Genomic DNA, 13493 nt, shown 5'->3' on the forward strand with positions numbered 1-13493 from the left:
CATCAACAAAACATCTTTATTGACTAAATATATGACACACTGTTGAGTTCTCAAACATCACACACGACCCGTACCACCACATCACATGGCCGCTTGGGGCTCTCACAACACTACCGGAAACAAACCCGCCAGTCAAACCAGCCGATCCACACACTTCCCAGCACCAATCAATCCCGAAAACACCCCGAAAAGCATCCCCGGAACAACCGGAATCAATCACACCGCCCCTCACAGGACGACCCGATCAACACTACCGAAACAACACCAGCCAGTCAAACCGACCAACCCGCACACATCCCGGCACCAATCATCCCGAAAACACCCCAAAAAGGCATTCCCGAAACAATCAGATCAATCACACCGCCCCTCACGAGGCGACCCGACCAACACTACCCGAAACAACAACCCGGCACAAATCCCGAACCATCATCCCAACAACCCGAAACCACCCCACCACCCGACGCCTGCAACAGGCACCAGACAGCCGAACAGCCACGAACCATCAACCGGACAGCTCGGAGAACATTACCCCACACCCACCCACCACGCAACACAGGGCGCAGAACGCCCCCTGGAACAGTCCGCCGGGCGGTTCCGGAGGACTGTTCCAGGGGGCGTGGCGGGCCCCTCGGAGCTCACTTCAGGGTCAGTGCGCCCACCGTCTTCTTGCCTCGGCGCAGCAGAGCCACCTCACCGTGCAGGAAGTCCTGGGGGGTGAGCCGGCGCTCGACGTCCTCGACCTTCGTGTTGTTGAGGTAGGCGCCGCCCTCGGTGACGGCACGGCGTCCGGCCGATCGCGACTCCACCACTCCGGCCAGCACCAGGGCCTCCGGAATCGTGGGAAGCTCCGCCGACTCGAGCGTGGTGGCCCCGACCTCCTGTGCCAGCGCCTTCACCGTCGTCTGGTCCAGTGCGGCCAGATCTCCGCGTCCGAACAGTGCCTTGCCCGCGGCCTCGGCGGCCCGACGTTGGACCACCCCGTGGACCAGATCGGTGATGTCGTCGGCCAGCGCGTGCTGGGCTGCTCGCCGCCACGGCTCCTCGGCGGTCTGTCGGGCCAGCTCATCGATCTCCTCATGGGACCGCGGGCTGAACACCTTGAGGTAGTCGATGACCTTGGAGTCCTCGGCATTGAGGAAGAACTGGTGGAAGGCGTAGGCGCTGGTGCGCTCGGGATCGATCCACACCGTCCCCGACTCGGTCTTGCCGTACTTGGTGCCGTCGGCCTTGGTCAGCAGAGGCGTCACCAGCCCGTGGACGACGTCACCGGTACTGCGCCGGATGTAGTCCGCGCCGGCGGTGATGTTGCCCCACTGATCCTGGGCTCCGGTCTGCAGGGTGCATCCGTACCTGCGGTGCAGCTCGGCGAAGTCGAGGGACTGCAGCAGGACGTAGCTGAACTCCGTGTAGGAGATCCCCGACTCCAGACGGCGGGCCACCACGTCCCGGGCGAGCATCCGGTTCACCGAGAAGTACTTGCCGACGTCGCGCAGGAAGCTCAGCGCCGAGTACTCGCTCGTCCAGTCGTAGTTGTTGACCAGCCGGGCCGGGTTGGGTCCGTCCAGATCGACGTACTTGCTCACCTGCTCGCGGATCGAGTCCACCCAGCCGGCGACGACGTCGGCGTCGTTCATCTTCCTCTCACCGGTCATCTTGGGATCACCGATCAGCCCGGTCGCACCGCCCACCAGCAGCAGCGGGTGGTGCCCGCGCTCCTGGAGCGCCCGGACCAGCATCAGCTGCACCAGGTGCCCGATGTGGAGGCTGGCCGCGGTGGGATCGAATCCCACATAGAACGTCACCGGCCCCTGAGCCAGATGGGCCTCGAGGGCCTTCCGATCTGTTGAGTCGGCCACCAGGCCGCGCCACTCAAATTCGTCCAGGACGCTGTCCACCGCAAGTCTCCTCTGGATATTCGGCGAATGTCGGGGCCAGCCTACCGGGGTCCCGCGCCGTGGCCCGTCCCGCTCACCCTGTGCCAGCGGAACTGATTCATCCCCGTGTCAGCGGTGCCGACTCACCCGTGTGCCAGCAGAGCTGCGGGGGCTCCGGTCTCGGCCATCTCCCGGAAGGCGTCCGCCAGCTCATCGGCCCCGATCCCCCGGGCGCAGATGAGAGCGATCGTGTCGTCCCCCGCGATGGTTCCGAGGATGACCGCCGATCCCGCCTTGTCGATCGCCGATCCGAAGTACTGGGCGGCTCCCGGCGGGGTCTTGAGCACCACCAGCGAGTCGTTGTGCTGGACGCCGGTGCACAGTTCGCGGGTGAGTCGGGCCAACCGTGTCCATGCCGGTGACCCGGTGGTCACATCGGAGGGGTGCTCCCCGCTGGGGATCGTGTAGCAGGGGTTGCCCTCGAGATCTCGGCCTCGCACCGCGCCGATCTCCACCAGGTCGCGCGACAGGGTGCCCTGGGACACCGCCATCCCCTCCTCGGCGAGTCGTTGGCCCAGTTCGGACTGCGAGGACACGTGGCCGGCGGCCACCAGGTCGCGTATTCGAGCCTGGCGGGCCGCGCGTGAGGCCGGTGCCCCGTTCGTCCCCTCCGACATCCTGGCTCCATCCTGGAGGGCCGAGACCCTCGAATACCATGCACTGTTTAGCATAAGTATGCAGTCAGATGTCAGCATTCTCAACTTGGGAGGAGTCCTCGGCGCCGCCGGTCGTCACGCCGCGCAGCCCGGTGACCAGGAGCTCCAGACCATCGGCGAAGTCCTCCTCCTCGGCGCGACGATCGAACTGGTCCACCACGCCCAGCTCGTGCAGCTGCGATCGGGTCTGCTCCTCGATGACATGACCCAGAATGAAGTGCACGAGCGCCCGGGAACTGTACCGCCTCTGGTGACCGGAGAACCCGTACCGCTCCAGCAGCGTCGAGACCTCCGCGGCAGGGTCGACCGTGCCCAGCCCGACCGGCATGGTCGAGGCGACCACCTCGGCGCCGTCGCGGTGCCGCAGCAGCGCGGCGCGGAAGAGGCCGGCCCAGCGGCGCACGGCGTCCGCCAGCTCGTCACGCGAACCGCTGCTCGCCCCGAGGGGATCGCCGTGGTGGTGATCGCGGACGTCGACGCCGGTGTCGATCCTCTCCGCACCGTCGGGCTCCCGGAGGATCTCGTCGCTCACCAGCGCCAGCAGGGTCTGCTTGTTGGTCACGTGCCAGTACAGGGCCCCCGCCTTGACCCCCAGGAGTCCTGCCAGGCGACGCATCGTCAGGTCCTCGAGCCCGTAGTGGTCGAGCACGTCCACCGCTGCCCGCACCACATCCTGCCGATTCAGTGACATCTGAGCCTTCCTGTCGCAGCTCCCACGGTGACCGGGTCCGGGTCCGCCGGAGCACCCGGGTATATTGACCACCGTTCAAGTTGAACAGCGTTCAACCACGCTGGGATCGATGCGCTGACGAACCGGGAGCCAATGATGAATCTATCCGAGATGGTGCAGGCCGGCCTGGACCGACGTTCTGCAACCCCCGAGCAGGCTCTGGAGATCCTGCGCAGCCCCGATGAGATGACGATGCCGATCGTTGCGGCCGCCGGCCGCCTGCGTCGTCGCTTCTTCGCGAACCGGGTGAGACTGAACTACCTGGTGAACCTCAAGAGCGGGTTGTGCCCCGAGGACTGCTCCTACTGCTCCCAGCGGCTCGGCTCGCGGGCCGACATCATGACCTACTCCTGGGCCGATCCCGCGGTGGTCGATGACGCCGTGGAGGCCGGCATCGCCGGGGGTGCCCGGCGCGTCTGCCTGGTGGCCTCCGGCCACGGCCCCAGCCGCCGGGACGTGGACCGTGTCAGTGGACTGGTCAGCGACCTGAAGACCCGGCATCCCGACGTCGAGGTCTGCGTCTGCCTGGGATTCGTCGACGACGAGAAGGCGGCCACCCTCCATGAGGCCGGTGCCGACGCCTACAACCACAACGCCAACACCTCCCGCAGCCACTACGAGTCGATCTGCTCCACCCACACCTACCAGGACCGGATGGACACCGTCGAGGTCCTCAAGCGCAACGGGCTGTCCCCCTGCTCCGGGGTGATCGCCGGGATGGGCGAGACCGACGAGGAACTGGTCGACGTCATCTGGGACCTGCGCCGTCACGGGGTCGACTCGGTTCCGGTGAACTTCCTGCTGCCCTTCGAGGGCACCCCCCTGCAGGGCCAGGGCCGGGAGCTCACCCCGCAGCGGTGCCTTCGGATCCTGTCGATGGTGCGATTCGTCCACCCGGATGCGGAGGTCCGCGCCGCCGCCGGCCGCGAGATGCATCTGCGCACCATGCAGCCGGTCGCCCTGGAGGTCGTCAACTCGATCTTCCTGGGCGACTACCTCACCAGCGAGGGGGCCGCAGGGGCCAAGGATCTGGACATGATCCGCGACGCCGGATTCGTCCCGGAGGGTCAGACCGGGGCCACTGACAGGGCTCCCGCCGAGGAGCCCACCGAGGTGCCGATCCGCCACCGCGGGATCGGCAGTCAGCTGCCGGTCAACGCCTGATCTCCGGTTCCGAACGCACCCCGGCCGCAGGAGCATGGCTCCTGCGGCCGGGGTGATTCACGTCAGGGTCAGGACCGCAGCTCGGCCCCGAACTGCGCGGTGGCCTGGGCCACCGCGGCGTCACGGACCTGGGCGGCCTCGGCGTCCTTGAGGGTGCGGTCGGCGGCCCGCAGTCGCAGGCTGAAGGCCAGCGACTTGCGCCCGGGTCCGACCTGCTCGCCGGTGTAGACGTCGAACAGCTCCACCGACTCCAGCAGGTCTCCTCCGCCGGCCACCAGGGCCTCGCGCACCTGGGCGGCCGGCACGGCGGCGTCCACCACCAGGGCGACGTCCTCCTTGGCCACCGGGAAGGTCGACAGCGGGGTGATCTGACCGCCGGCAGGAGCGGCCTCCAGCAGTGCGTCGAGGCTCAACTCGACCGCACATGCCCGGGCGGGCAGACCGAAGGCCTTGCAGACCTTCGGGTGCAGCTCGCCGGCGTACCCGACGATCTGTCCGGCCACCATCAGAGCCGCGCACCGGCCGGGATGCCAGGGGGCCTGCCGCGCCGAGCGGCGCTCCAGCCTCACCCCCAGGGCCTGGGCCGCCGACTCGGCCAGCAGCACCGCGTGGGTCCAGTCGGCCCGCACGGCCGGTCCGTTCCACCGGTCGGGCAGCCAGTTGCCCGACAGGACTCCGGCCAGCATCCGGGGCTGGTCGGGCAGGGCCGCGGCGATCTGCGCCAGCTCCTCTTCGCTGGGTCGGTGGTCGACGCTGGGCCTGGGGGCCCGGGCCGGCGGTCCGGCCAGGAAGACGGTGCCGCACTCGAAGATGGCGACGTCGTCCTGGGAGCGCGACTGGTTGCGCGAGACGGCCTGGAAGAGCCCGGGCAGCAGGGTGGTGCGCAGGTATCCGCGGGTGTCGTCCAGCGGGTTGGCCAGCTGCACGGTGCGCCGTCGCGGGTCCTCGCCGGTCAGGCCGAGCCCGTCCAGGTCGGTGTCGCCGATGAAGGGCAACGAGATGACCTCGACGAATCCGGCGTCGGCGACCGCGTGCAGGGCGGCGCGACGTCCCTGCTGGGCACGGGTGAGTCCCCGGCCGGCGGTCAGCGGGGGCAGCGTCGCCTCGATCTGGCTGAACCCGATCTTGCGGCCGACCTCCTCGACGTAGTCGTAGGGATCCACCAGGTCCGGTCGCCAGGTGGGCGGGATGACGGTGAGGCTGTCACCGAGCGCGGTCACCTCGACCTTGGAGGCCTGGAGAATCTCGATGACCTTCTCGCGGGAGACCGGCAGGCCCAGGATGCGGCCCGGCAGGTCGGCGGAGATCCGCGCCTGCGGCATCGGGGTGACGTCGCCGACGATGGTCGGTTCCCCGACCGTTCCGCCGCCGAGCTCGGCGAGCAGCTGAGCCGCCCGCACCACCGCGGTGTGGGCGCACACCGGGTCGACGCCGCGCTCGAAGCGCCGTGAGGCCTCCGAGCCCAGCTTGTGACGTCGGTAGGCGCGGGCCACCGTGGTGCCGTCGAAGTGTGCCCCCTCGAGGATGATGTCGCGGGAGTCCTCGGTCATCTCGGTGCTGGCTCCGCCCATCACCCCGGCCAGACCGATGGCACCGGAGTCATCGGCGATCACCAGATCGTCGGGATCCAGCTCCCTCTCGGCGTCGTCGAGGGTCCTCAGGTGCTCCCCCGCCAGCGCCTTGCGGACCACCAGGGCACCCTGCACGCGCTGGCGGTCGTAGGAGTGCAGGGGCTGGCCGGACTCGATCATCACGTAGTTGGTGACGTCGACGGCCAGGCTGATCGGCCTCATCCCCGCCCGGGTGATCCGGTCGGCGATGTAGCCGGGAGTGGTGGCCTGGGGGTCCAGGCCGGTGACCGGCAGGGCGACGAACTGGCTGCAGGCCGGGGACTCGATCCGCACCGCCACCGGTCCGGAGACCGGTTGTGCGGGAGCCTCGGTGTAGGGGTCGTGGAAGTGCAGGCCCAGAACCTGGGCCACCTCGCGGGCGATCCCCCGGATCGACATGCAGTAGCCGATGTCGGGGGTGACATCGATCTCCAGGACATCCTCGGGGATGCCCAGGATCGGGCGGGCGTCCTCGCCGGGCACCGGGGTGCGACCATCGAAGGTGTCGGGCAGCACGATGATGCCGGTGTGGTCGGTGCCGATCCCCAACTCGTCGGCTGCGCAGATCATCCCGTCAGAGGTGTGTCCGTAGGTGTGTCTGGCAGAGATCTCGAATCCGCCTGGAAGCACGGCCCCCGGCAGGGAGACCACGACGAGGTCCCCGACGCCGAAGTTGTGGGCGCCGCAGATGATGCCGCGGCCCAGCTCGGCGCCGTCGGCGTTCTTGGGATGCCCCTGGGCGTTGAGCTCGGCGCCGACGTCGACCCGGCACCACACGATCGTCTTGCCGTTCTTCTGCAGCTTGGGCTCGGCGCTGACCACCTTGCCGACCACGACCGGGCCGCTCACCTCACCGCCGATCGACTCGACGCGCTCGACATCGGCGGTGTGCTCGGTGATCACCTCGGCCACCTGGGTGGTCGTGGTGCCCTCCGGCAGATCGATCATGGCGCGCAGCCATGACATCGGGACCCTCATCGTGCTCCTCCCAGCAGTGAACGGCTGAACCGGACGTCGCCCTCGACGAACTCGCGCAGGTCCGAGGCGTTGTTGCGCACCATCACGGTGCGGTCCAGGCCCATCCCGAAGGCGAATCCGGAGTAGACGTCGGTGTCGACGCCGCAGGCGCGCAGGACGCGGGGGTTGACGACCCCGCACCCGCCCCACTCGATCCATCCCTCGGACCGGCAGGTCCGGCAGGGGCGGGCGGGGTTGCCGACCGACTCCCCGTGGCACACGAAGCACTCGACGTCGACCTCGGCGCTGGGCTCGGTGAAGGGGAAGTAGTGGGGGCGGAATCTGGTCCGCACATCACCGAAGATCGCCTGGGCGAAGTGGTCCAGGGTGCCCTTGAGGTGGGCCATCGAGATGCCCTTGTCGACGCACAGTCCCTCGACCTGGTGGAAGACCGGCAGGTGGGTCGCGTCGTACTCGTCGGCGCGGAAGACCTTTCCGGGGCTGATAATGCGCACCGGGGCGCCGTGGGCGAGAAGGGTGTGGATCTGGACCGGGCTGGTCGCGGTCCGCAGACACTTGCCGTCGGAGACCGGATCGATCCACAGGGTGTCCTGGAGGGCCCGAGCGGGGTGATCGGTGCCCAGGTTGAGGGCGTCGAAGTTGAACCACTCCGACTCGCACTCGGGCCCCTCGGCGACCTCCCACCCCATTGAGGTGAAGACGTCGGAGACCATGTCGATGAGTGCCGTCAGCGGATGCATTGCGCCCTGCGGGTGGGTCTGCACGGGCAGCGTGACGTCGACCGCCTCGGCGGCCAGGCTGGCCTCCAGCTCGGTCTCGGCCACCTCGGCGGTACGGGCCGCGAGGGCCTGTTTGACGCGGCCGCGGGCCATGCCGACCCGCTTGCCGACCTCCCTGCGCTCGGCGGGAGGCAAGGATCCGATCTCGCGGTTGGCCAGGGCCAGCGGTGAGTGGTCGCCGACATGGGCGATGCGAACATCCTTGAGCTCGGCGGTGGTCGAGGCCTGGGCAATCGCTGCCAGCGCCTCGGTGACGTGCCGCTCGACCTGGGCGGCGTCCAAGGCGCTGGTCGCCACCGGGTCGTCATTCGTGTTGGGACCGCTCATGGGCCTTCCCCTGATGCTGTTGGAACGTGCTCGCGCACAGTGTCTGCCAATGCAGCGCTGCGCGCGTGTGATGGCCGGGCGCACCCGGCACATCGGCCCATTCTAGTGACACCGGGCCGGAGGGATCGACCGGCTCAGGTACCGGGCGGTGCCCAGCTGCCACCACCGCCGGGAGGACCGGCGGCCCCACCGTCGACCGGCGGGCGGGCCGCGTCGGGCCCACCGGTCGGCCCGGGTCGGGGCGGACGCCGATCCGGCCGGCCGGGAGCGCTCGTCGCGGAGCCAGCCGACCCAGCGGGATGTGGAGCGAGATCGTGCGCCCCGACACCGGCCGCATCCGAATCCGTCGCCTCCTGGTCGGGCCCCGAGGGGGAGGCGATGGTGCGCGAGTAGGCGGTCGCCAGGGTGAGCATCAGCAGGCCGACCCCGATGAAGGCGATCACCCGGACCACTCCGTCGAGATACTCGAGATCGATCAGACACAGCTTGATCAGGATCAGGCCCATTAGCACGTAGCCGCCCACCCGCCGGATGGCGGCGCCGCGCCCCGCCCCGCGCGACTTCATCAGCAGCACCGTGACGATCACCGCAGCACAGACGGTGGTGAGGCCGCGTCCCAGCGGGGCCGCGCCGTCCTGGTACCCGATCAGCAGGGCGATGGTGTCGGTGACGGCCGTGACGGGTCCCTTGAGCAGGAGGCAGGCCGCCGTCGTCGCGGCCACGATCCATCCCGATCTCACGGCGGACGGGTTCGCCGGTGGGCGGGTGCTCTCGGCGGCCACCTTCCCCAGCATCAGCAGAACGGCGACCACGGTCGCGGTCTCGGCCAGTCCGGTGAGAGCCTCCAGCGCACGCTCCGCGGCCGAACGGGTCGTCTGCTGGTCCGGAAGAGCCGTGATGGCGTGGACCAGCGGGATGGTCGCGAACACCACCGCCACCCACAGCGCGGAGACCTGCCCGGTGCGTCGGTGGACATCCAGCAGGGCGAGGCACAGCAGAGCCACGCTGAGCCAGAGCGCATCACCCTCCAGCAGTGCGATCGGCAGGGCCAGACCGGCCAGCACCGTCACGACGGTGCATCCGGCGACCATGACCAGATCCTTGGCCACCACCCAGTGGACCAGGGAGACCACCAGCAGAGCAGTGGCGAGCAGTGCGGCGACCCATCCCGGCGAGGAGATCGCGGCGGCCCACAGCGGCAGAGTCAGCGGGACGACGGTGAGGGCATGGGCCCTGACCGTGGCCGGATCCACGGCCTCGCCTCCCAGCCTCACCAGTCGTGCCGCCATCGGTCGGAGCAGCCACCAGTCCAGGAAGGGGATCGCTGCGAGCACCGCGGCACCGACTCGCAGCAGTGGCATCCGAGAGTCTGTCGGACTGGCGGCCAGAATCAGCGTGGTCAGATAGATCACCGTCGGAAGCACCCGGCAGCCGAGCAGAACATGCCATCCCCGACGCCAGGAGGCCGGCGTGCTGACAGCGGTGAGGAGTATCAGGAAGGCGGTGGCGGTCAGGAGGTCGTCACCGGAGACGAAGGGCACCAGCACCAGTGCACCGACGGTGGCGATCACCGCAATGAGCTGGGCGCCCCACCACCAGGCCAGCCCGAGGCCGGCCAGCGTCAGCACGGCCGCCACCCCCATCGCGGCGCGCACAGGGGTCCCCAGCAGCCAGGTCATCGCCGTGATGTCGAGATAGCCGGCGGCCAGTCCGGCACCGGCCAGCACCGGGGATCCGACATTCCCGGGGTCCTTGCGATGGATGATCAGCCCCACGGTCACCAGGGCGACCGCCAGCACGCCACAGGCGATCACCCGCGCCAGCGGCCCGAAGTAGCCGTGCTGGGCCGCCAGCACCAGCAGCATCACGACGCCGGCAAGCAGGACGGCGGCGCCCACAGCGCCGATCACCACGGCCCCGGTGACACGGGGCAGGCGCCGGGATGGCCGCTCGGTGACACCGGGGGACGCGCTGGGCGCCGCGGAAGGACCCACCGGAGGGGCGAGTGCCGGGCCGACCGGGGGCACCGGAGCTCCTGCGGGAGGCGGGTAGTTCGGCCGCCGGAAGGAGGGCGGGAGGGCAGCTGTGCTCGGTGGACCGGGAGGCCGTGGGAGACCGGCGGGTGGTCGGGCGAACCCACCGGCCGGCAGCTGGGGGCCGGGGCGGCCGCCACGATCAGGCGGGGGCGGCCATGGCTGCGTTCCGGGAGGTTGCCTCGGATCGGCCGATGGGCCCACCGGCCGCTGAGTCCGGGGGGAGGGCATCTGGCCGCCGGGGCCGGCCATTCTGGCCACCGTGCTCTCCAGGCGTCGGATATCCGATCGCAGTTCCGCATTGCTTGCGGTGAGCGCCTCGAGGGCGTTCAGGACGTCATCTGGGGTCGCCGGTCGGCGTCGATCAGCAGCCATGGCGCAAGGATACGGAAGTCCGGTCCAGGCCGACTGGAATGCAGCAGATCAGCGCCGCTGGGCGCTGGCGGTGGTGTACAGGCACACCGCGGCAGCGGTGGAGAGGTTGAGGGACTCCGCCGCGCCCCACATCGGGACGCCGACGATCTGGTCGGCCAGGTCCTTCTGGTCGGCAGGCAGCCCCCACGCCTCATTGCCCATCAGCCAAGCGGTGGGTCTCCCCAGTTCGTCGTGTCGAGCCAGGTCATCGAGACTTCGTCCGCCGCCGTCGGCGGCGAGCACCTGCAGTCCGCCGGTCCTCGCCCAGCCGACGGCATCGGCCAGGTCCATCCCGGAGACCACCGGCAGGTGGAAGACCGAACCGACCGAGGCGCGCACGGTCTTGGGATTGTGCGGGTCAACGGACCCCTTGGTGAGGATGACGGCGTCAGCGCCGAAAGCGTCGGCACACCGGATCACGGTGCCGGCATTCCCGGGATCGCGGACCTGGGCGCAGATCACCACCAGTCGCGGATCTGTGATGGCGGGGGGCTGGGCCGTGGACACCAGCTCGCAGATCGCGAAGAGTCCCTGACTGGTCACTGTCTCCGAGAGTGCTCGCACGTCGGTGTCGGTGAGTTCGACGACTCTGATGCCGCGCTGCTGCGCCTCTGTCACCAGGGCACGGTCGCGCTGCGGATCGATGGTGGCCAGCAGCGAGGTGCGGCCGGTCCACCGAAGGGCCTCCCCCACCGCCTGGGCGCCCTCCACCAGGAAGAGCCCGGCCTCCTCACGACCGCGCCGGGACAGCAGACGACGGGCCGAGCGCAGCGCATTCCTCGAAATGGGTTCCGGTGCGTTCGACCCGCCGTTCAATGGCGTGCCGATGTCAGGCGGCCGCAGGCTGGGACTGGTGGGCCTTCGCGACCTCGACCAGGCTGGTGAAGGCGCTCGGCTCGCTGACGGCCAGCTCGGCGAGGATCTTGCGGTCCACCTCGACGCCGGCGTTCTTGAGGCCGTACATGAACCGGTTGTAGGTCATGCCCTCGGCACGCGCGGCGGCATTGATCCGCTGGATCCACAGCGCACGGAAGTTGCCTTTCTTCGCGCGACGGTCGCGGAAGGAGTAGGTGCCGGTGTGCAGCACCTGCTCCTTGGCCTTGCGGTACAGACGCGAGCGCTGGCCTCGGTAGCCGGACGCCTGCTCGAGGATCTCGCGGCGCTTCTTCTTGGCGTTCACCGAACGCTTGACGCGTGCCATCGTTGTTCTCCTTGAAAGTTCTTGGTCTGATGTCCCGTCGCCCGGGGCGACTCATGAGTCCTGTGGACCCATCGAGGGGACTGTGAGGGAATCGGCGAGTGCGCCCTGAACCGTTCTGGACGGTGCAAGGCGAGGCGACTCAGCGGCCGGAGTGGCCACCGAGCAGCTTGCGGACCTTCTTCGCCTGTCCGGTCGAGAGCACGGCCTCACCGGTCAGACGACGGGTCTGACGCGAGGACAGGTGCTCGTTGAGGTGGCGCTTGCCAGCCCTGAGGTGGGTGATCTTGCCCGACCCCGTCACTTTGAAACGCTTCTTGGCCCCGGAGTGGGTCTTCATCTTCGGCATCGGGTGACTCCATTCGTTCTCGTCGGCCCGGGGCCGCATGGGACTCCGGGTGAACCGGTCGAGCCGGTTCGTCGGCTACTGCTCCACAAGGGGCAGTGGCCAGGTGTGGGGATCGGCAGGGCCGTGGGCCCTGACCGATCAGCTGATGATCACACGTCGATATCGGGGTCCATGTTGTCGGCCGGACCCTTCTTCTTCCTGGTCGGGGCGGCAGCAGCGCGCTGCTTGGCCTCGTAGACCTTGTCCGCCTCGGCATCGGCGGCGCGCTGAGCGGCCTTCCGGTCCCGCTCGACCTTCTGATCGGCTCGCGCCTCTGTCTTCTTGCGGGTCGGCGCCAGAATCATCAGCATGTTGCGCCCCTCCTGCTTGGGCGGGGACTCGACGGTGGCGTACTCCTGCACGTCCTCGGCAAGACGCCGCAGCAGGTTGACGCCGAGTTCCGGACGCGACTGCTCGCGACCACGGAACATGATCGTGATCTTGACCTTGTCGCCGCCCTTGAGGAAGCGCAGGACGTGGCCCTTCTTCGTCTCGTAGTCGTGATCGTCGATCTTCGGCCGCAGCTTCATCTCTTTGATCACAGTGTTCGACTGATTGCGGCGCGACTCACGCGCCTTCTGAGCCGCTTCGTACTTGAACTTGCCGTAGTCCATGAGCTTGACGACCGGCGGCCTCGCCATCGGGGCCACCTCGACCAGGTCGAGGTCGTGCTCACGGGCCAGCTGCATGGCCTGCTCCACCCGAACGATGCCGACCTGCTCGCCGTTGGGGCCGACCAGGCGCACTTCGGGGACTCGGATCCGCTCGTTGATGCGCGGTTCAGTACTGATGGGTCCTCCCAGGATCTCGTGTTCTCCGACCAATGCGGAAAAGGCTCCCGTGACGACACGGGAGCCTGACGTAAGGAACCACTGGCCTCGAAGGCCCTCGGCGCCGTTACCCGGCGCCCTCGTAGTGACCTTGCCGGCCACCCATCCGGTGCCGCCACAGGGCGGCAGTGATTCGTCTCGACCCGGCGAACTCGCACTCGCCCGGGTGGGAGGTCAGGCCTCCGCTTTCACGGACCATCTCCGCGACGGTCCTGAATAGAAGAGTACCCGCATCAGGACCGCAATCCCAAATCGGGAATCGGTGTCTGGGTGTGGTTCGGGGCCCGGACCGGGTCCCCCGTCATGTCGATCACCTCGACATGGGGAACACGGTCCGGGCCCCGAACACTTTTAAGGGGTTTGTGCGGCAGCGTCCTACTCTCCCACCCACTGGCGTGGGCAGTACCATCGGCGTGTGGAGGCTTAACTTCCGGGTTCGGAATGGGACCGGG

11 protein-coding genes and 1 rRNA gene are annotated in these 13493 nt (G+C 68.7%); 1 reads left to right on the forward strand and 11 read right to left on the reverse strand.

All coding sequences use genetic code 11. From position 1 onward, the window contains the following. Positions 1-635: 635 nt before the first annotated feature. The 3 genes from tyrS to H590_RS0113110 form a co-directional block, all read right to left on the reverse strand. On the reverse strand, positions 636-1895 hold the full coding sequence (tyrS, locus tag H590_RS0113100; protein ID WP_028703876.1) for a tyrosine--tRNA ligase: 1260 nt from the start codon (positions 1893-1895) through the stop codon (positions 636-638). A gap of 122 nt (positions 1896-2017) precedes the next feature. After that, positions 2018-2551, reverse strand: coding sequence for an arginine repressor (locus tag H590_RS0113105; protein ID WP_028703877.1), 534 nt, complete (start codon positions 2549-2551; stop codon positions 2018-2020). A gap of 64 nt (positions 2552-2615) precedes the next feature. Then, entirely contained in the window at positions 2616-3281 is a 666-nt protein-coding gene (locus H590_RS0113110; RefSeq protein WP_028703878.1) for a TetR/AcrR family transcriptional regulator C-terminal domain-containing protein, read from the reverse strand. 132 nt (positions 3282-3413) lie between these two features. On the opposite strand from H590_RS0113110, the gene bioB reads away from it, so the two are divergent. Next, the gene (bioB, locus tag H590_RS0113115; protein WP_028703879.1) at positions 3414-4484 is read left to right on the forward strand and encodes a biotin synthase BioB; all 1071 of its coding nucleotides are present in this window, start codon (positions 3414-3416) and stop codon (positions 4482-4484) included. 68 nt (positions 4485-4552) lie between these two features. Here the strand turns inward: bioB and pheT are convergent, their stop codons facing one another. The 8 genes from pheT to rrf form a co-directional block, all read right to left on the reverse strand. Then, positions 4553-7072, reverse strand: a complete 2520-nt coding sequence (gene pheT, locus H590_RS0113120; protein WP_028703880.1) for a phenylalanine--tRNA ligase subunit beta — start codon at positions 7070-7072, stop codon at positions 4553-4555. Continuing rightward, entirely contained in the window at positions 7069-8178 is a 1110-nt protein-coding gene (gene pheS, locus H590_RS0113125; RefSeq protein ID WP_028703881.1) for a phenylalanine--tRNA ligase subunit alpha, read from the reverse strand. Before pheS ends, pheT begins: the two co-directional genes overlap by 4 nt. Positions 8179-8312: 134 nt before the next feature. Continuing rightward, entirely contained in the window at positions 8313-10088 is a 1776-nt protein-coding gene (locus H590_RS0113130) for a DUF2339 domain-containing protein (RefSeq protein ID WP_161626033.1), read from the reverse strand. Between the two features lie 546 nt (positions 10089-10634). Next, a complete protein-coding gene (locus tag H590_RS0113135) occupies positions 10635-11441 on the reverse strand; it encodes a TrmH family RNA methyltransferase (RefSeq protein WP_028703883.1) in 807 nt (268 codons plus the stop codon). A 13-nt stretch (positions 11442-11454) separates the two neighbouring features. Beyond that, positions 11455-11826: a 50S ribosomal protein L20 gene (gene rplT, locus H590_RS0113140; protein WP_028703884.1), complete on the reverse strand. Its 372-nt coding sequence runs from the start codon at positions 11824-11826 to the stop codon at positions 11455-11457. Positions 11827-11965: 139 nt separating this feature from the next. Beyond that, complete coding sequence (gene rpmI, locus H590_RS0113145; RefSeq protein ID WP_028703885.1) at positions 11966-12172, reverse strand: 50S ribosomal protein L35; 207 nt, start codon at positions 12170-12172, stop codon at positions 11966-11968. Between the two features lie 149 nt (positions 12173-12321). Next, positions 12322-13035 (reverse strand): translation initiation factor IF-3, encoded by a 714-nt coding sequence (gene infC / locus H590_RS0113150; RefSeq protein WP_097799232.1) that lies wholly within the window; start codon positions 13033-13035, stop codon positions 12322-12324. Between the two features lie 368 nt (positions 13036-13403). Then, a 5S ribosomal RNA gene (gene rrf, locus H590_RS17565) occupies positions 13404-13493 on the reverse strand; the annotation flags it as partial.

The sequence above is a fragment of the Acidipropionibacterium jensenii DSM 20535 genome (genome assembly GCF_000425285.1).
Classification (GTDB): domain Bacteria; phylum Actinomycetota; class Actinomycetes; order Propionibacteriales; family Propionibacteriaceae; genus Acidipropionibacterium; species Acidipropionibacterium jensenii.

Bases quoted from the DNA above. Each gene is read 5' to 3' on its own strand.
- H590_RS0113105 (WP_028703877.1), bottom strand. From the start codon at position 2,551: ATGTCGGAGGGGACGAACGGGGCACCGGCCTCACGCGCGGCCCGCCAG.
- pheT (WP_028703880.1), bottom strand. From the start codon at position 7,072: ATGAGGGTCCCGATGTCATGGCTGCGCGCCATGATCGATCTGCCGGAG.
- rplT (WP_028703884.1), bottom strand. From the start codon at position 11,826: ATGGCACGCGTCAAGCGTTCGGTGAACGCCAAGAAGAAGCGCCGCGAG.
- pheS (WP_028703881.1), bottom strand. From the start codon at position 8,178: ATGAGCGGTCCCAACACGAATGACGACCCGGTGGCGACCAGCGCCTTG.
- bioB (WP_028703879.1), top strand. From the start codon at position 3,414: ATGATGAATCTATCCGAGATGGTGCAGGCCGGCCTGGACCGACGTTCT.
- H590_RS0113110 (WP_028703878.1), bottom strand. From the start codon at position 3,281: ATGTCACTGAATCGGCAGGATGTGGTGCGGGCAGCGGTGGACGTGCTC.
- rpmI (WP_028703885.1), bottom strand. From the start codon at position 12,172: ATGCCGAAGATGAAGACCCACTCCGGGGCCAAGAAGCGTTTCAAAGTG.